Below are 18268 nucleotides of genomic sequence, written 5' to 3'. Positions count from 1 at the left end.
GTGGTGGGACGATCCGGCCCGTGCCACCACCCTATTCCCGCTGGTGGACGGACTCAGACCGAGAGGGAGCGATCCGTCGGCTTCACGGGGAACGGCAGGACGGTCGTGCCCTCCAGGTAGGCGTCGACGGCGGAGGCGGTGGCCCGGCCCTCGGCGATGGCCCAGACGATCAGCGACTGGCCACGACCGGCGTCGCCCGTCACGAAGACGCCCGGCTGGGTCGTCTGGTAGCGGGCGTCGCGCTCGAGGACGCCGCGGCCGTCGAAGGGCAGCCGCAGCTGCGCCTCGAGCTCGTCGCGCTCCGGGCCCGTGAAGCCGAGTGCGAGCAGCACCAGGTCGGCCGGGATCTCCCGCTCCGTGCCCGCGCGGGGCACGCGACGACCGTCCACGTACTCGGTCTCCGCGACGCGGATGGCGCGGACCTCGCCGACCTCGTTGCGCAGGAACTCCACCGTGGAGGCGAGGTACATGCGCTCACCGCCCTCCTCGTGCGCGCTGGCCACCTCGAACAGGGTCGGGAACATGGGCCACGGCTGGGCTTCGGGGCGCTCCTCCGGGGGCTGCTGGCCGATCGCGAGGTTCGTCACGGAGAGGGCGCCCTGGCGGTGCGCCGTGCCGATGCAGTCGGCGCCCGTGTCGCCGCCGCCGAGGACGACGACGTGCTTGCCCTCGGCCGTGATCTGGTCGCTCACCGTGTCGCCGGCCCCGGCCTTGTTCTGCTGGACCAGGTACTCCATGGCGAAGTGGATGCCCGAGAGGTCGCGACCCGGGATGGGCAGGTCGCGCGGGACCGTCGCCCCGGTGGCGACCACGACGGCGTCGTAGCGCGCGCGCAGGTCGTCCCAGGTGATGTCGCGACCGATCTCGACGCCGGCGCGGAAGCGGGTGCCCTCGGCGGTCATCTGAGCGAGCCGCTGCTCGATCTGCTTCTTCTCCATCTTGAAGTCGGGGATGCCGTAGCGGAGCAGGCCGCCGATCCGGTCCTCGCGCTCGTAGACGGCCACGGTGTGCCCCGCGCGGGTCAGCTGCTGGGCGGCGGCGAGGCCCGCGGGCCCGGAGCCGACCACGGCGACGGTCTTGCCGGTGAGGCGCTCCGGGGGGTGCGGAGTCACCCAGCCCGACTGGAACGCCTGGTCGATGATGCTGACCTCGACCTGCTTGATGGTCACGGGCGGCTGGTTGATGCCGAGCACGCACGACGACTCGCAGGGCGCCGGGCAGAGCCGGCCGGTGAACTCGGGGAAGTTGTTCGTGGCGTGCAGGCGCTCGACGGCCTGGCGGCCCTCGCCGCGCCACATCAGGTCGTTCCACTCCGGGATCAGGTTGCCGAGCGGGCAGCCCTGGTGGCAGAACGGCACGCCGCAGTCCATGCAGCGGCCGGCCTGGCGACGGAGCTCGCCGCTCTCCTGCTGTTCGTAGACCTCTTTCCAGTCCATCAGCCGCACGGACACGGGACGACGCTTCGGGAGCTCGCGCTTCTGGGTCTTGAGGAACCCCTTCGGATCAGCCACCGGTCACCTCCAGGATTCTCTTCCAGGTCTCGTCGCCATCGGGGTCGAGACCCTCGTCGACGGCCGTCTGCCGGGTGGCGAGGACGGCGGCGTAGTCGCGGGGCAGCACCTTGACGAACTCGGAGACGGTCGTCTCGAGGTCCGCGAGCATGCGCTCCGCGACCGGGGAGCCCGTCTCGGCGAGGTGCCGGGCGAGCAGGTCGGAGAGGATCTCGACGTCGGCGCTGCCGAGGTCGTGGAGCTGGAGCTCGCCCGAGGCGAGCGACTCCGTGTTGACCCTCTCCGGGCGGAGCCGGTGCACGTAGGCCGTGCCGCCCGACATCCCCGCCCCGAGGTTCCGGCCCGTGTCGCCGAGGATGACGGCGAGGCCGCCGGTCATGTACTCGAGCGCGTGGTCCCCCACGCCCTCGACCACGGCGCTGGCGCCGGAGTTGCGGACCAGGAAGCGCTCACCCACGATCCCACGGATGAACATGCTGCCCCGGGTCGCTCCGTAGCCGATCACGTTGCCGGCGATCACGTTCTCCTCCGCGACGAACGTGCTCGCGCGGTCTGGCCGGACGACGATCGACCCGCCGGACAGGCCCTTGCCGACGTAGTCGTTGCTGTCGCCCTCGAGACGGAGGGTGATGCCGGAGGGGAGGAACGCGCCGAGGGACTGGCCGGCCGAGCCGGTCAGCGTCACCTCGATGCTCCCCTCGGGCAGCCCGTTCTCGCCGTGCCGGACGGTGACCTCGTGGCCGAGCATCGTGCCGACGGCACGCTCCGTGTTGCGGATGGGGAGGTCGATCTCGACGTGGCCGCCGTTCTCGAGCACGTCGGCGCTCCTCGCGATGAGGGCCACGTCGAAGTGCTGGTCCAGTTCGTGCTCCTGGCCCCGCAGGTTGCGGCGGGGCTCGTCTTCGTCGAAGGTCGGGCCGACGAGGACCGGGGCGAGGTCGAGGCCCGACGCCTTCCAGTGGTCGACGGCGCGGTCGACGTCGAGGACGTCGTTGCGGCCGATGGCCTCGTCGAGGCTCCGGAACCCGAGCGACGCGAGGATCTCGCGGACCTCCTGCGCCAGGAACTCGAAGAAGTTCACGACGAACTCCGGCTTGCCGGAGAAGCGGGCCCGGAGCTCGGGGTTCTGGGTCGCGACGCCGACCGGGCAGGTGTCGAGGTGGCACACGCGCATCATGATGCAGCCCTCGACGATCAGCGGCGCCGTCGCGAACCCGAACTCCTCCCCCCCGAGGAGCGCGGCGATGACCACGTCGCGGCCGGTCTTCATCTGGCCGTCGACCTGCACGACCACGCGGTCGCGCATGCCGTTCAGCATGAGCGTCTGCTGGGTCTCGGCGAGGCCGATCTCCCACGGGGTGCCCGCGTGCTTGAGCGAGTTGAGGGGGCTGGCGCCCGTCCCGCCGTCGTGGCCCGAGACGAGCACGACGTCGGCCAGGGCCTTCGTGACGCCCGCCGCGACGGCTCCGATGCCGGACTGGCTCACCAGCTTGACGTGGACGCGCGCGGCCGGGTTGGCCCGCTTGACGTCGAAGATCAGCTGCTTGAGGTCTTCGATGGAGTAGATGTCGTGGTGCGGCGGCGGCGAGATGAGGCCGACGCCGGGGGTCGCGTGGCGGGTACGGGCGACCCACGGGTAGACCTTCGTCGGCGGGAGCTGGCCGCCCTCGCCGGGCTTCGCGCCCTGGGCCATCTTGAGCTGGATGTCGGTCGCGTGCGTCAGGTACATGCTCGTGACGCCGAAGCGGCCCGAGGCGACCTGCTTCACCGCGCTGCGCCGCTCGGGGTCGAGCAGCCGCTCGACGTCCTCGCCGCCCTCGCCGGTGTTCGACTTGCCGCCGAGGCGGTTCATCGCGATGGCGAGGGTCTCGTGCGCCTCCTTCGAGATGGAGCCGTAGCTCATCGCCCCGGTGGAGAACCGCTTGACGATCGACTCGATCGGCTCGACCTCGTCGAGCGGCACCGGGGTGCGGACGCCGTGCTTGAAGGTGAAGAGCCCGCGGAGCGTCATGAGCTCCTCCGCCTGGTCGTCGACGAGCTTGGTGTACTCGCGGAAGATGTCGTAGCGACGCGTCCGGGTCGCGTGCTGCAGTCGGAAGACGGTGTCGGGGTTGAAGAGGTGGCGCGGGCCCTCGCGGCGCCACTGGTACTCGCCGCCGGTCGCGAGGCGCTCGTGGGCGATGACCGAGCCGTCGGTCGGGTAGGCGCTCGTGTGGCGGTCCTTGTTCTCGGCCGCGATCACGTCGATGCCGACCCCGCCGAGCATCGTCGACGTGCCGGTGAAGTACGTGTCGACGAACTCCTGGCTGAGGCCGACGGCCTCGAAGGCCTGGGCGGCGGCGTAGCTGGAGACCGTGGAGATGCCCATCTTGGACATGATCTTGAGCACGCCCTTGCCGAGCGCCTTGATCAGGTTGTGGACGGCGTCCTCCGGCGTGATGCCGGTGATCATGCCCGCCCGCACGAGGTTCTCGCAGGTCTCCATGGCGAGGTAGGGGTTGATCGCGGAGGCGCCGTAGCCGATCAGGGTCGCGACGTGGTGCACCTCGCGGACGTCGCCGGCCTCGACGATCAGGCCGACCTTCATGCGGTTCTCGGTCCGGATGAGGTGGTGGTGGACCGCGGCGATCATCAGCAGGGACGGGACGGGAGCGAAGTCCTGGTTGGAGTCGCGGTCGGAGAGGACGATGAACTGCGCGCCCGCCTCGATCGCGTCGTCGACCTCGTTGCACATCGCGGCGATGCGCTTCTCGAGGGCGCGCGGCCCCTTGTCGGCCCGGTACAGACCGCGGATCGTCGTCGTGACCCGCGAGCCGGGGCTGGGGTCGATGTGCTGGATCTTCGCGAGCTCGTCGTTGTCGATGACCGGGAAGTCGAGGATCACCTGGCGAGCGTGCTCGGGGGTCGCCGAGAGGAGGTTCCTCTCCGGACCGAGCCCGAGCGCCAACGACGTGACGACCTGCTCGCGGATGGAGTCGAGCGGCGGGTTCGTCACCTGCGCGAACTGCTGCGTGAAGTAGTCGAAGAGGAGGCGGGGCCGCTCGGAGAGGACGGCGATCGGGGTGTCGCTGCCCATGGCCCCGAGGGGCTCGGCGCCCGTCTTCGCCATCGGGGTGAGGAGGATGCGGACCTCCTCCTCGGTGTAGCCGAAGGTGCGCTGGCGCCGGGTGACCGAGGCGGGGGTGTGCACGATGTGCTCTCGCTCGGGCAGGTCGGAGAGGTGGATCCGGCCCTCGGCCAGCCACTCGCCGAAGGGAGCGGACGCGGCGAGCTCCGCCTTGATCTCGTCGTCCTCGATCAGGCGGCCGGCCTCGGTGTCGACGAGGAACATCTTTCCGGGGCGCAGACGGCCCTTGCGGACGACCTTCGCGGGGTCGAGCTCGGGCAGGACGCCGATCTCGCTGGCGAGCACGACGAGCCCGTCGTCGGTCACGAGGTACCGACCCGGGCGCAGGCCGTTGCGGTCGAGCGTCGCGCCCACGACGGAGCCGTCGGTGAACGTGATGGCCGCGGGGCCGTCCCACGCCTCCATGAGCATCGAGTGGTACTCGTAGAAGTCGCGGAGGGAGGGGTCGATGTCGACCTGGTTCTCCCAGGCCTCGGGCACCATCATCATCACCGAGTGGGGCAGCGAGCGGCCGGTGAGGCTGAGCAGCTCGACCACCTCGTCGAACGACGCGGAGTCGCTCGCGCCCGGGCTGACGATCGGGAGCAGAGGCTTGAGGTCGCCGATCAGCTCTGACTCGAGCTGCGACTGACGAGCGCGCATCCAGTTGCGGTTGCCCCGGACGGTGTTGATCTCGCCGTTGTGGGCGATCATGCGGAAGGGCTGAGCGAGCGGCCAGGACGGGAACGTGTTCGTCGAGTACCGCGAGTGGACGATGGCGAGCTTCGACGCGAAGCGCTCGTCGCTGAGGTCGGGGTAGAACGGCTCGAGCTGCAGCGTCGTGACCATGCCCTTGTAGACCATGGTGCGGCTTCCGAGCGACGTGAAGTACGCGGACAGCTTCGCCTCGGCGCGCTTGCGCAGCCGGTACGCCTGACGGTCGAGGGCGACGCCCGCGAGCGGAGCCCCGTCGGCGTCGCGACGGCGGCTGCTGACGAAGACCTGCTCGAACGCGGGCATGGCGTTGCGGGCCAGGGTGCCGAGCTGCTCGGGGCGCACGGGCACCTCACGCCAGCCGAGGACGTCGAGCTGCTCGAGGTCCGCGATGCGCTCGATGCCGGTCTTCATCTCGGCGCGCTCCTGGTCGTCGAGCGGCAGGTAGACGATGCCGACGGCGTACTCGCCGACGGAGGGCAGGGAGAAGTCGACGACCTCGCGGAGGAACGCGTCGGGCACCTGGCAGAGGATGCCGGCGCCGTCGCCCGTGCCGGCGTCGGAGCCGATGGCTCCGCGGTGCTCGAGGTTGCGCAGCGCGCCGAGGGCGGCGTCGATGATGTCGTGGCCCGGGGTGCCGCGGAGCGTGGCGACCATGGCGAGGCCGCAGGCGTCCTTCTCGTTGCGGGGGTCGTAGAGACCCTGCGCCGCAGGGACCGTGCTGAACTGCTGGTGGGCTGGCGTGAGCGCCATGTGATCCGTCCTCACGAAGAGATCCTGTACGAGTCGGGACGTCGTCGGCCCGGGCGGGCGGCGTCGTCGCGAGAGCGCGAGACGCCGGCGGTGCTGGCCGGACGAGGTGTGGTCGTCTGGCGTGCGGCGCAGCAGAGGCTTCCCGGGACCGCTTGTGGCGGTCGTGAGGCGGTGTGCGACGCGGAGGATGCTCGTGAGCAGTCAGCGGGAGGTGCCTGTGGCGGCACCGGCCCCGTGGAGCTCAGGAACGTGGCGTGGTCTCGGTCTTGTCGGCCGAGGACCCCGCGGAGACCAGCTCGGGTTCGTCGTCCTCCGTGTACGTGTCGGAGGAGTCTACCTCAGACTGACGCTCGGCCGGCGACCGCCCGGGGAGGTACGCGCCGGGCACCCGGCCGGTGTGACGGCGTGAGGCGACCACCCAGATGACGACGCCGAGGACGATCGCCGCGAACGACATCCACACGTTGGTGCGGATGCCCAGGAACAGGAGGCTCGGATCGGTGCGGATGGACTCGAAGACGGATCGGCCGATGCCGTACCAGACCAGGTAGAAGGCGAGCCCGCGGCCCCACTGCAGCGGCGTGCGACGCTCTATCAGCAGCAGGACGGCGACGCCGGCGAGCATCCAGATGATCTCGTAGAGGAACGTGGGGTGGAACAGCGTGCCCTCGGGCAGCCCGGTGGGCCACGCGGCGTTGCTCTGCTCGATCTCGAGGCCCCAGGGAAGGTCGGTCGGCGTGCCGAACAGCTCGTGGTTGAACCAGTTGCCGAGCCGCCCGAAGGCCTGGGCGACGAGGAGGCCCGGCGCCAGCGAGTCGGCGAAGACCGAGAACCGCAGACCCGTCGCCCGGCAGCCCAGCCAGACCCCGACGGCCCCGAAGAGGAGCGCTCCGTAGATGGCGAGCCCGCCCTCCCACACCGCGACCACGTGCCACAGCGGCTGACCCGCGAAGTAGTCGGCGGGGTGGGTGACGACGTGGAAGAAGCGGCCCCCGACGATGCCGAGGGGCACGCAGAACAGCATGACGTCGATGACGACGCCGTTCTCGGCCCCGCGGGCGCGCAGGCGCTGGTTCGTGATGAGGCCCGCGACGACGATGCCCACGAGGATGCAGATGGCGTAGGCGTGGATGCGCAGCGACCCGGGCACGGAGGCGCCGAAGGTCGAGTTGATCCAGTTCGTGAAGTCGAAGTACTGCCAGTCGGCGGACGGGCTCGGGATGCTCAGGGGGACGAACACGGGCGGGGGCGCCTTTCAGGGGGAACGACAGGACGTCGGCAGGCCGACGCGGAACGACTCTAGCGCGGCCGTCCGTCAGGGACGGACGGCGGCGCCGGAGGAGAGGTCGGCGGCGACGGTCGCGAGGCGGTCGAGGCCGCCCTCGGCGAGGGCCCGGACGAACGCCGAGCCGATGATGGCCCCGTCGGCGTACTCGAGGACCTCACGCACCTGCTGCGCCGTGGAGATGCCGAGCCCCACGCAGGCGTTCTCGACCCCGGCGGCCCGCAGTCGGTCGACCAGGGTGTGCGCCGCCGAGTCGACGTCGGTGCGGGCACCCGTGATGCCCATGGTCGAGACCGTGTAGACGAACCCACGGCTGCGCTCGACGGACTGCCGGAGGCGCGCGTCGCTCGACGACGGAGCCGCCAGGAACACCCGGTCGAGCCCCGCGGCCTCGGAGGCCTCGAGCCAGGCGCCCGCCTCGTCGGGGATGAGGTCGGGCGTGATGAGTCCGGCCCCGCCGGCGGCGGCGAGGTCGTCGGCGAAGCGCTGGACGCCGTACTGCTCGACGGGGTTCCAGTACGTCATGACCACGACCGGAGCCGCGGTGCGGGCGGTGATCTCGCGCACCGCGGTGAAGACGTCGCGCACGCGGAAGCCCTCGGCGAGGGCACGCTGCGTCGCCGCCTGGATCACCGGGCCGTCCATGACGGGGTCGGAGTACGGGAGACCCAGCTCGATGACGTCGACGCCGTTCTCGGCGAGGACGACGGCGGCGTCGATGCTGGTCTGCAGGTCGGGGAAGCCGACCGGGAGGTAGCCGATGACGGCGCCGGTGCCGGCGTCGCGACGGGCACGGATGGCGGCGGAGACCTTGCTGGCCGTCTCGGGGGCGGAGGCGACGTCGCTCACAGCTGCTGCGCCTCCTCGTCGAGGACCCCGAAGTACCGGCTGGCGGTCGCGACGTCCTTGTCGCCGCGGCCGCTCATCGACACCAGGATCGTCCAGTCAGGGTGGCGCTGGCCGAGCTTGATCGTGCCGGCCAGGGCGTGGGCCGTCTCGATGGCGGGGAGGATGCCCTCGGTCTGCGTGAGCAGCTTGAAGGCGGCCATGGCCTCGGCGTCGGTCACGGGCTCGTAGTGCGCCCGGCCGCTCTCGGCGAGCCAGGCGTGCTCGGGCCCGACGCTCGGGTAGTCGAGCCCCGCGGAGATGGAGTGGCTCTCGAGTGTCTGGCCGTCTTCGTCCTGCATGAGGTACGACTTCGTGCCCTGGAGGTTGCCGATCCGGCCCAGCGTGATCGAGGCGGCGTGGCGGCCGGTCTCGACGCCGTCGCCGCCGGCCTCGTAGCCCCAGAGCTCGACCGACGGGTCGTCGAGGAACGCGTGGAAGATGCCCATGGCGTTCGAGCCCCCGCCGACGCACGCCGTGACGGCGTCGGGCAGGGCGCCGGTGAGGGCGAGCACCTGCTCGCGCGCCTCCTCGCCGATGATCTTGTGGAAGTCGCGCACCATCGCCGGGAAGGGGTGCGGACCCGCGACCGTGCCGAGGACGTAGTGCGTCGTGTCGACGCTGGCGACCCAGTCGCGCATCGCGTCGTTGATGGCGTCCTTCAGGGTGCGCGAGCCCGTGGCGACCGAGACCACCTCGGCGCCGAGCAGGCGCATGCGGGCGACGTTCAGGGCCTGGCGCTCGGTGTCGACCTGGCCCATGTAGACGACGCACGACATGCCGAAGAGGGCCGCGGCCGTCGCCGTGGCGACGCCGTGCTGGCCGGCCCCGGTCTCGGCGATCAGCCGGGTCTTGCCCAGCTTGCGGGCCAGGAGGGCCTGGCCGAGCACGTTGTTGATCTTGTGCGAGCCCGTGTGGTTCAGGTCTTCGCGCTTGAGGATGACGCGGGCGCCGCCCGCGTGCTCGGCGAACCGGGGCACCTCGGTGATGATCGAGGGGCGGCCGGTGTAGGTGGCGTGCAGGGCCCGGAGCTCCGCCTGGAACTCGGGGTCGACCGCCGCCGCCTTGTAGGCGGCGTCGAGCTCGTCGAGCGCCGCCACCAGGGACTCGGGGACGAAGCGGCCCCCGAAGGAGCCGAAGTAGGGCCCCGTCTCGTCGCGCAGTGCCATCTAGACCTCCAGGAAGCTGGTGAGTGCGGCCGCGGGGTCGCCGTGCGTGACGAGGGCCTCGCCCACGAGCACGACGTCGGCACCGGACCGGCGGTAGTGGGCCACGTCGGCCGGGGACGCCACGGCGCTCTCGGCGACGCGGGTGACGCCGTCGGGGACGAGCCCGGACAGGCGGCCGAAGAGGTCGCGGTCGAGCTCGAACGTGGCCAGGTCGCGGGCGTTGACGCCCAGGACCTCGGCCCCGGCGTCGAGGCCGCGGGCGACCTCGTCGGCCGAGTGGGTCTCGATCAGGGCCGTCATGCCGAGCTGGCGGACGAGGTCGTGCAGCTCGACGAGCCGGGCCTGCTCGAGGCCGGCCACGATGAGCAGGACGATGTCGGCGCCCGCCGCTCGGGCCTCGAGCACCTGGTAGGGCTCGGCGATGAAGTCCTTGCGGAGGACGGGGACGTCGACGGCGGCCCGGACGGCCTCCAGGTCGGCGAGCGTGCCCTTGAAGCGTCGCCCCTCGGTGAGGACGCTGATGGCGCTGGCGCCCCCGCGGGCGTAGGCGGCGGCGAGGGAGGCGGGGTCGGCGATGGCCGACAGGTCGCCGCGCGACGGGCTGGCGCGCTTGACCTCGGCGATCACCTTGACGCGCTCGGCCGGGGCCAGTGCGGCCCGGGCGTCGAGGGCGGGCGGGCGGGCGAGGGCAGCGGCCTCGACCCGCTCGAGGGGCAGCGTGGCGCGGCGGGCCTGGGCGTCGGCCAGGGCGCCCGCGAAGAGGTCGTCGAGCACCTAGTTGTGCGCCTTCGGCACGTAGCGGTGACCGCCCACGCCGTAGCCGGCGCGCTTGAGCACGAGGCCGACGACCAGGCCGACGACGACGAGGCCGGCGGCGGCCCAGACGACCCACTCGACGGCGAAGAAGAAGGCCACGGTGCCGATGGAGAACGCGACGAGCATGATCACGACGGCCGTCCAGGCCGCGGGCGAGTTGCCGTGGCCGAGGTCGTCGGCGGTCTCGGTGCTGTCGTTCTTCGTCTGCGTGCTCACGGTGCTCCTTGGATCAAGACGGGACGGGCCCACTCTACCGGTCGTGCCCCGGGAGGTCAGGACGCCGCAGGGGGTCGTCGTCGCCGTCCACGCCCTCGTCGGCGCTCCCGCCCGTGGGGTCGTCGCCCCCGGACAGCGAGTCCCAGGCGGCGGCCGGGTCGTCAGCGGGGTCGGCGGCGACGAGCCGAGTGGCGCTGTACTTGCGCCCGGCCCGGGGCCAGGCCCCGGAGAGCAGGACGACGGAGGCGCCCAGCACGGCGACGAGGACCCCCGCGACCAGCGCCACCGCCGGCCACGGCGTCGCCACCGCGTTCGAGACGAGCTGGTGCAGCGACTCGTCGCCGTCGACGCCCGTGGCGTCGGTCACGGCGCTGCCGGCGGCGCGGACGGGATCGCCGAGGGCGACGGAGGCGGTGGTCGCGATGCTCACCCCGAGGAGCACCTGCAGGGCGCCGAGGACCACGCGGAAGACACGACCGGCGATCGTCAGGGCCCCGGCCGAGGCGAGCACGGCCAGCGCGAGGGCCGAGAGCGGAGCGGCGGCGACGTCGCCCGCCGCGGTGAGCCGGAGCTCCCCGCCCTGCGGCGACTGGACCACCAGGTCGAACCACGGCTGGGTCCAGGCGAGCAGCGCCAGGCCCGCGAACAGCACTCCGGCGAGGATCGAGACGAGCTTCAGGCGCCCGCCCCGCATCAGCGGAGCCTCGTCATGGCGTTGGCCACGGCGACCGCCCGGAGGGGCGCCGCGGCCTTGTTGCGCGCCTCCTGGTTCTCGGCGACCGGGTCGCTGTCGGCCACCAGCCCCGCCCCGGCCTGGACCCGGGCGACGCCGCCCTGGATGAGGACCGTGCGGATGGCGATCGCGACGTCGGCCGAGCCGGCGAAGTCGAAGTAGCCGACGACGCCGCCGTAGACGCCGCGCTGGGCGGGCTCCAGCTCGTCGATGATCTCGAGGGCACGGGGCTTGGGCGCCCCCGAGAGCGTGCCGGCCGGGAAGGTCGCCCGGAACGCGTCGATGGCGTCGTGGCCGGGGGCCAGGTCGCCCTCCACGCTCGACACGAGGTGCATGATGTGGCTGAACCTCTCCACCTGCATGAACTCGGTGACCTCGACGGTGCCCGGCGTGCAGACCTTGAGCAGGTCGTTGCGGGCGAGGTCGACGAGCATGAGGTGCTCGGCGCGCTCCTTCTCGTCGTGCTCGAGGCGGTCGGCGAAGGCGAGGTCGGCCTCGGGCGTGTCGCCGCGGGGCGCGGAGCCCGCGATGGGGTGCGTGAACACGCGGCGGCCCTCCACCTTGACCAGGGCCTCGGGCGACGAGCCGACGATCCAGTAGGGCTCCCCCGCCGCGTCGGCGAGGCTGACCAGGTACATGTACGGGCTCGGGTTCAGCGTGCGCAGCACCCGGTACACGTCGAGCGGCTCGGCGGTCAGCTCGTGGTCGAAGCGCTGCGACACCACGACCTGGAAGACGTCGCCGTCGCGGATGAACTGCTTGGACCGCTCGATCGCGGCCGCGTACTCCTCGTCGGTCGAGCGGCGGACCGGCGTCGGCTCGACGGTGAGGTCGACGTCGGAGAGGTGCGCCTCGGTGGGCACCGCGAGCTCCGCCTGCAGGCGGTCCAGCCGCGCCTGGGCGTCGGCCCAGAGCGTGTCGGCGTCGTCGGTGCCGTCGGCCAGGACGGTGGCGATGAGGAGCACGGCCCCGGTGCGGTGGTCGAGCGCCACGAGCTCCGAGACGAAGCTCAGGGCCTGAGAGGGCACCTCGAACTCCGCGGGCGGAGCGTCGGGCAGGTGCTCGAGCTCACGGACGGCCTCCCAGCCGACGAAGCCGACGAGCCCGCCGGTCAGCGGCGGCAGCCCGTCGATGCGCGGGGTCGCCCACCGGTCGTGGAGCGCGCTCAGCACCTCGAGGGGCGCCCCGGTAGCGCCGCCCAGGGCTCGCTCCTCCGAGAGGCCGTGGTCGAGCCACCGCGGGCGCCCGGCCTCGGTCGTGAGGACGCCGAACGAGGAGACCCCGACGAACGACCAGCGCGACCAGATGCCGCCCTGCCCGGCGGACTCGAGGAGGAAGGTGCCGGGGCGGCCCGCGGCGAGCTTGCGGTAGATGCCGACCGGGGTCTCGCCGTCGCCGAAGAGGTCACGGACGACCGGCACCACCCGGTGGTCGGGCAGCAAGGCGTCGAACGCCGGCCGGGTGGTCGAGGTGCGCCCGCTCACGCGGCGGCTCCGTCGAACGGCCCGGTCGCGGCGGCCGGGGCGGAGGCGGTGACGGGGTCGAGCGGGTCGACGTCGAAGCACGACCGGGCGCCCGTGTGGCAGGCCGCCCCGACCTGCTCGACGGTGACGAGCAGGGCGTCGTCGTCGCAGTCGAGAGCGGCGGCACGGACGAACTGGGCGTGGCCCGAGGTGTCGCCCTTCCGCCAGTACTCCTGTCGGGAGCGCGACCAGAAGGTCACCCTCCCCTCCGTCAGGGTCCTGCGGAGCGCCTCCGCGTCCATCCAGCCCATCATGAGGACGTCGCGCGACACGGCGTCCTGGATGATCGCGGGCAGCAGGCCGGCGTCGTCGAAGCGCGCGCGGGCGACCACGGGCTCGACGGTCTCTCGGGTGAGCGTCGTGCCGGCGCGGTCGTCGTCGCCGTCCGCGGGAGGCGTGGGCTGGTCGGTCATGGGGGCTCCCGGGGTCATCGGACGACGGCGCCGGACGCCGCCAGCTCGCGCTTGACGTCGCCGACGGTCAGCTCGCGGGCGTGGAAGACGGAGGCGGCGAGGACGGCGTCCGCACCGGCCGCGATGGCCGGGGCGAAGTGCTCGACCGCACCCGCGCCTCCGGACGCCACGACGGGCACCCGGCTGTTCTCGCGCATGAGGCGGATGAGCTCGAGGTCGAAGCCCTGCTTCGTGCCGTCGGCGTCGATCGAGTTGACGAGCAGCTCGCCCGCGCCCCGCTCGACCGCTTCTCGCGCCCAGGCGACGGCGTCGAGGTCGGTCTCGGTCCGCCCGCCGTGCGTCGTCACGACGAAGCCGGACGCCGTCCGTGACGAGCGCTTGACGTCGAGGGAGAGGACGACCGCCTGGGCGCCGAAGCGGTCGGCGATCTCGCCCACGAGGTCCGGGCGCGCGATCGCGGCGCTGTTGACGCCGATCTTGTCGGCGCCGGCGGCCTGCAGCCGGGCGACGTCGTCGGCGGAGCGGACTCCCCCGCCCACCGTCAGCGGGATGAAGACCTGCTCGGCGGTGGCGCGCACGACGTCGTAGGTCGTCGAGCGCTCGTCGACCGTGGCGGTCACGTCGAGGAAGGTGATCTCGTCGGCGCCCTGCTCGTAGTAGGTGCGCGCCAGCTCGACGGGGTCGCCCGCGTCGCGCAGGTCGAGGAAGTTGACGCCCTTGACGACACGGCCCGCGGCCACGTCGAGGCACGGGATGACCCGGACGGCGAGCGACGGATCGGAGGCCGTCACGGTCAGAGCCTCGCGGCGTGGATCGGGCTGACCAGGATGGCCCGGGCGCCCAGGTCGTAGAGGGCGTCCATGACCTGGTTGGTGTCGCCGCGCGGCACCATCACCCGGACGGCCGCCCAGTCGCGGTCGTGCAGCGGGGAGACCGTCGGGGACTCCATGCCCGGCGCGACCGCGGTCGCCGCCTCGAGCTGCGTGAGCGGCACGTCGTAGTCCATCAGGACGTACTGGCGGGCGACGAGCACGCCCTGGAGGCGGCGGTGCAGCACGCTCAGGCCCTCGACGGCCGGGTCGCTGGCGATCAGCACCGCCGTCGACTCGAGGATGACCGGGCCGAAGATCTCGAGCCCGGCGGCGCGGAGGGTGCCCCCGGTCGAGACCACGTCGGCGACCGCGTCGGCCACGCCGAGCTGCACGGCGCTCTCCACCGCGCCGTCGAGGCTCACGAGCGTCGCGGAGACGCCGTGCTGCTCGAGGAAGCTCCCGACGAGACCGGCGTAGCTCGTGGCGACGCGGGTGCCCTCGAGGTCGCGGACGTCGCCGAAGCGGCCGGGAGGGCCCGCGAAGCGGAAGGTGGAGCCGCCGAAGTCGAGCGCGGCGACCTCGTGCGCCGGCGAGTGGCTGTCGAGCAGCAGGTCACGGCCCGTGACGCCGACGTCGAGGGCGCCGGAGCCGACGTAGGTCGCGATGTCGCGGGGGCGCAGGTAGAAGAACTCGACGCCGTTGCGCGGGTCCTCCACGTGGAGGGTGCGGGTGTCACGACGGCCGGTGTAGCCGGCCTCGCTGAGCATGGCGGAGGCGGTCTCGCTGAGGGAGCCCTTGTTGGGCACTGCTACGCGGAGCATGGTCTGGGTCTTTCCGATCTGACGCCGCGGGTCGGCGGCGAGCTGCTGGTCGGCCGGGGGCGTGCCCGGCGGCGCGACTCGGGTGGTGGGGACGAGCTCAGAGATGTCGCCACACGTCGTCGGGCGTCAGGCCCTTGGCGATCATCAGCACCTGCACGTGGTAGATCAGCTGGGAGATCTCTTCCGCAGTGGCGACGTCGCCCTCGTACTCGGCGGCCATCCACACCTCGGCGGCCTCCTCGACGATCTTCTTGCCGATCTGGTGGACGCCGGCGTCGAGCTCGGCGACGGTGCCGGAGCCCGCGGGCCGGTCACGGGCCTTGTCGCTGAGCTCGGCGAACAGTTGGTCGAAGGACTTCACGACGACAAGGCTACCGTCGCGGCGGCGGCCCGCAGTGCCGCGATGCGCTCGGCGGGGTCGCCCCCGTAGACGGCCGAGCCGGCGACGACGGTGTCGGCCCCGGCCGCGACGGCCGTCACGATCGTCTCGGTGTCGATGCCGCCGTCGACCTCGAGCCAGACGTCGAGGCCGGAGGCGCGCACGGCCTCCCGGGCGCGGGCCAGCTTGGGCATCGTGTCGGCCTGGAAGGACTGGCCGCCGAAGCCGGGCTCGACGGTCATCACCAGGATCATGTCGAACTCGTCGAGGGTCTCGAGGTACGGCTCGACCGGCGTGCCGGGCTTCACGGCGATGCTCGCACGCGCGCCCGAGCTGCGGATCGCCCGGGCGGTCGCCACGGGGTCGGCCGCGGCCTCCGCGGAGAACGTGACGGAGAAGGCGCCGAGCTCGGCGTACCGGGGCGCCCAGCGGTCGGCGTCGTCGATCATGAGGTGGACGTCGAGCGGCACGGGGCTGACCTGCCGCAGCCGCTCGACGACGGGCAGCCCGATCGTGAGGTTCGGCACGAAGTGGCCGTCCATGACGTCGACGTGGACGAGGTCGGCGGTCGCGATGCGGCCGAGGTCGCGCTCGAGGTTGGCGAAGTCGGCCGAGAGGATGCTGGGGCTGATGCGAACGGGCACGGGAGGAGCCTACCGGCCCGCTCCCGGCAGGGCCCCGACCCCGCCGCCCCTCAGCCGAGCTTGCGGACCAGGGCCGTGAACATCGCGTCGGTGCCGTGGCGGTGCGGCCAGAGCTGCACGTACGGCGCGCTGGCGAGGTCGACGGGCCGGCCGGCCACCTCGGCGAGCGTCGCGGTGGCGTCGAGGACCTCGACGTCGTCGCGGCGGGCCGTGCCCGTCTCGACGATCGCCCGGGTCTCGGCGAGGTGCGGCGAGCACGTCACGTACGCCAGGAGCCCGCCGGGGGCCAGGGCGTCGAGCGCGCTCGCGAAGAGCTCGGCCTGGAGGGAGGTGAGGTCGCCCACGTCGCTCGGCTGCTTCCGCCAGCGCGCCTCCGGCCGCCGCCGCAGGGCGCCGAGCCCGGTGCAGGGCGCGTCGAGCAGGATGCGGTCGTACGAGCCGGGCTCCTCCGTGCCGAAGCGCCTCGCGTCGCCCTCCCGCACCTCGACGCCCCCGGGCACGACCTCGAGGGCCTGCCGCACGAGCCCGACGCGCGCGGGCACGAGTTCGTTGGCGACGAGCGTCGCTCCGGCGCGGGCGGCCTCGGCCCCCAGCAGGGCCGCCTTCCCCCCGGGGCCGGCGCAGAGGTCGAGCCAGCGCTCGCCCGGCGCGGCCGGGTGGTGCCGGCTCAGGAGGAGCGCGGCCATCTGGGAGCCCTCGTCCTGCACGCGGGCGCGCCCGGCGCGGACGGCCGGGTGCTGCGAGGGGTCTCCCCCGGCGCTCGTGGCCGCCAGCGGCGACAGCTTCCCGCTCGGCGGGCCGAGCTCGTCGACCTCGGCGAGGCCGGGCAGGGCGACCAGGCTGACCCGGGGGGCGTCGTTGTCGGCCGCGAGCAGGTCGGCGAGCTCGTCGACGCGGCCCTCCGCGGCGAGGGCCCGCCGGAAGGCCCGGATCACCCAGGTCGGGTGCGACCACTCCGCCGACAGGCGGTCGTCGTCGCTGGTGGCGGCGTCGAGCACCCGCTGCCGCCACTCCTCGGGCGTGCTGCGCGAGACCGCCCGGAGGACCCCGTTGACGAACCCGGTGCCCGACCGGCTGCCGACCTGTCGCGCCAGCTCGACGGACTCGTCGACGGCGGCGTGCACCGCGACCCGGGTCGAGAGCAGCTGGTGCACCCCGAGGCGGAGCACGTCGAGGAGCGCGGGGTCGACGGCGTCGGCGGGCCGCCGGGCGGCCAGCGCGATCACGCGGTCGTAGTACCCCCGGAGCCGGAGCGTGCCGTACGTGAGCTCGGTCGCGAGGCCGGCGTCGGCGGGCTGCAGCCGGGCCCGGGCGATCCGCTGCGGCAGGAGGAGGTTCGCGTAGGCGTCGTCCTCCTCCACCGCCCGCAGCACGTCGAGGGCGATCTGGCGGGCGGGCTGGACGCGGCTCACGCGGGTCCTCCTGTGGGGGTCGAGGCATCGGCGGGGGCGGACGCGGAAGGGGCAGCGGCGGAGGCGGACGCGGAGGCGGAGGGGGCCGCGGCGCGGAGCAGGGGCCCCGGGTCGGAGGCCAGGCCGCGCCACCAGTCGGCGCCCGGCATCGGCTTCTTCCCGGGAGGCTGCACGCGGACGAGCTCCAGCGGCGAGCTCGCGGTGCCGACGACGAGACGTCGACCACGGAGCTCGAGCCGGCCCGGCGCGGGGGCGGGCGCGTCCGTGTCGTCGACCCGCGCCTCCAACACCTTGAGGCGGCCCTCGCCGAGGGGCAGGTGGGCCCCCGGCTCGGGCGTGGTGCCGCGCCACCGGTCGAGCACCGCGGGCGCGGGCGCCGCGAGGTCGAGCGCGCCGTCGTCGAGCGTGAGCTTGGGGGCGGTCGTGACCTCGCCGACCTGCGGCGTGCCGACGGCGTTCCCGGCGGCGAGGGCGTCGACGACGCCGGTGAGCAGGTCGGCACCGCTGGAGGCCAGCTCGGCGAGGAGCTCGCCCGCGGTCTCGTCGCCGCTGAGGGGGCGCTCGATCGTGCCGAAGACCTCGCCGGCGTCGAGCTCGGGCACGAGCTGGAAGACGGCGGCTCCCGTGACGGGATCGCCGGCCATGAGGGCGCGCTGCACCGGGGCGGCTCCGCGCCAGCGGGGCAGCAGCGAGAAGTGCAGGTTGACCCAGCCGAGACGCGGGGCGGAGAGCAGGGGCTCCCGGAGCAGGGCCCCGAAGGCGACGATGACGCCGAGGTCGGCGTCGAGCGCGGTGATCGCGGCCGTCACCTCGTCGGTGACCCGGCGCGCCTTGAGCACCGGCAGGCCGAGCCGCTCCGCCTCGACGGCGACCGGGGTGGCGGTCAGCACGCGACGTCGCCCCTGGGGCGTGTCGTCGCGGGTGAGCACGGCGACGACGTCGTGCTCGCTCGCCGCGAGGGCGGTGAGGGACGGGACTGCGGCAGCGGGGCTGCCGGCGAAGACGAGGCGCACGAGGGGTCCTGGGGGTCGGTGGTGGTGGGCGGTGGGCGGTGGGCGGAAGGTGACGGGCTGCTG

16 protein-coding genes are annotated in these 18268 nt (G+C 73.2%); all 16 read right to left on the bottom strand.

All coding sequences use genetic code 11. From position 1 onward, the window contains the following. Positions 1-53: 53 nt before the first annotated feature. Positions 54-1511, bottom strand: coding sequence for a glutamate synthase subunit beta (locus tag IFT72_RS04980; RefSeq protein ID WP_056054757.1), 1458 nt, complete (start codon positions 1509-1511; stop codon positions 54-56). Then, positions 1504-6084 (bottom strand): glutamate synthase large subunit, encoded by a 4581-nt coding sequence (gene gltB, locus IFT72_RS04975; RefSeq protein WP_192045698.1) that lies wholly within the window; start codon positions 6082-6084, stop codon positions 1504-1506. Before gltB ends, IFT72_RS04980 begins: the two co-directional genes overlap by 8 nt. Positions 6085-6325: 241 nt before the next feature. Further along, positions 6326-7324 (bottom strand): prolipoprotein diacylglyceryl transferase, encoded by a 999-nt coding sequence (gene lgt, locus IFT72_RS04970; protein WP_192045697.1) that lies wholly within the window; start codon positions 7322-7324, stop codon positions 6326-6328. Between the two features lie 75 nt (positions 7325-7399). Then, positions 7400-8218: a tryptophan synthase subunit alpha gene (trpA, locus tag IFT72_RS04965; protein ID WP_056054751.1), complete on the bottom strand. Its 819-nt coding sequence runs from the start codon at positions 8216-8218 to the stop codon at positions 7400-7402. Beyond that, on the bottom strand, positions 8215-9423 hold the full coding sequence (gene trpB / locus IFT72_RS04960; protein WP_192045696.1) for a tryptophan synthase subunit beta: 1209 nt from the start codon (positions 9421-9423) through the stop codon (positions 8215-8217). Before trpB ends, trpA begins: the two co-directional genes overlap by 4 nt. Then, positions 9424-10197 (bottom strand): indole-3-glycerol phosphate synthase TrpC, encoded by a 774-nt coding sequence (trpC, locus tag IFT72_RS04955; protein ID WP_056054748.1) that lies wholly within the window; start codon positions 10195-10197, stop codon positions 9424-9426. Beyond that, on the bottom strand, positions 10198-10455 hold the full coding sequence (locus tag IFT72_RS04950; protein ID WP_056054745.1) for a DUF6704 family protein: 258 nt from the start codon (positions 10453-10455) through the stop codon (positions 10198-10200). Between the two features lie 34 nt (positions 10456-10489). Next, complete coding sequence (locus IFT72_RS04945; protein WP_192045695.1) at positions 10490-11149, bottom strand: Trp biosynthesis-associated membrane protein; 660 nt, start codon at positions 11147-11149, stop codon at positions 10490-10492. Further along, positions 11149-12672, bottom strand: a complete 1524-nt coding sequence (locus IFT72_RS04940; protein ID WP_185232645.1) for an anthranilate synthase component I — start codon at positions 12670-12672, stop codon at positions 11149-11151. The genes IFT72_RS04945 and IFT72_RS04940 overlap by 1 nt, the downstream gene beginning before the upstream one ends. After that, positions 12669-13124 (bottom strand): phosphoribosyl-AMP cyclohydrolase, encoded by a 456-nt coding sequence (hisI, locus tag IFT72_RS04935; protein WP_082514356.1) that lies wholly within the window; start codon positions 13122-13124, stop codon positions 12669-12671. Before hisI ends, IFT72_RS04940 begins: the two co-directional genes overlap by 4 nt. 14 nt (positions 13125-13138) lie before the next feature. Continuing rightward, entirely contained in the window at positions 13139-13915 is a 777-nt protein-coding gene (gene hisF / locus IFT72_RS04930; protein ID WP_056054731.1) for an imidazole glycerol phosphate synthase subunit HisF, read from the bottom strand. A 2-nt stretch (positions 13916-13917) separates the two neighbouring features. Next, positions 13918-14757: an ATP phosphoribosyltransferase gene (hisG, locus tag IFT72_RS04925; protein WP_056054728.1), complete on the bottom strand. Its 840-nt coding sequence runs from the start codon at positions 14755-14757 to the stop codon at positions 13918-13920. A 97-nt stretch (positions 14758-14854) separates the two neighbouring features. Continuing rightward, positions 14855-15118, bottom strand: a complete 264-nt coding sequence (locus IFT72_RS04920; protein ID WP_056054725.1) for a phosphoribosyl-ATP diphosphatase — start codon at positions 15116-15118, stop codon at positions 14855-14857. After that, entirely contained in the window at positions 15115-15780 is a 666-nt protein-coding gene (gene rpe / locus IFT72_RS04915; RefSeq protein ID WP_192045694.1) for a ribulose-phosphate 3-epimerase, read from the bottom strand. The genes IFT72_RS04920 and rpe overlap by 4 nt, the downstream gene beginning before the upstream one ends. 50 nt (positions 15781-15830) lie before the next feature. Next, positions 15831-17192 carry an RsmB/NOP family class I SAM-dependent RNA methyltransferase gene (locus IFT72_RS04910; RefSeq protein ID WP_056054720.1) on the bottom strand — a complete coding sequence of 454 codons (1362 nt, stop codon included), beginning with the start codon at positions 17190-17192 and terminating at the stop codon, positions 15831-15833. After that, positions 17189-18205, bottom strand: coding sequence for a formyltransferase family protein (locus IFT72_RS04905; RefSeq protein ID WP_192045693.1), 1017 nt, complete (start codon positions 18203-18205; stop codon positions 17189-17191). The genes IFT72_RS04910 and IFT72_RS04905 overlap by 4 nt, the downstream gene beginning before the upstream one ends. Positions 18206-18268 lie beyond the last annotated feature (63 nt).

Origin of the sequence: Frigoribacterium sp. CFBP 8754 (genome assembly GCF_014841815.1) — a bacterium.
Classification (GTDB): Bacteria; Actinomycetota; Actinomycetes; order Actinomycetales; family Microbacteriaceae; genus Frigoribacterium; species Frigoribacterium endophyticum.
This window is presented reverse-complemented; position numbering and strand designations above follow the sequence as displayed.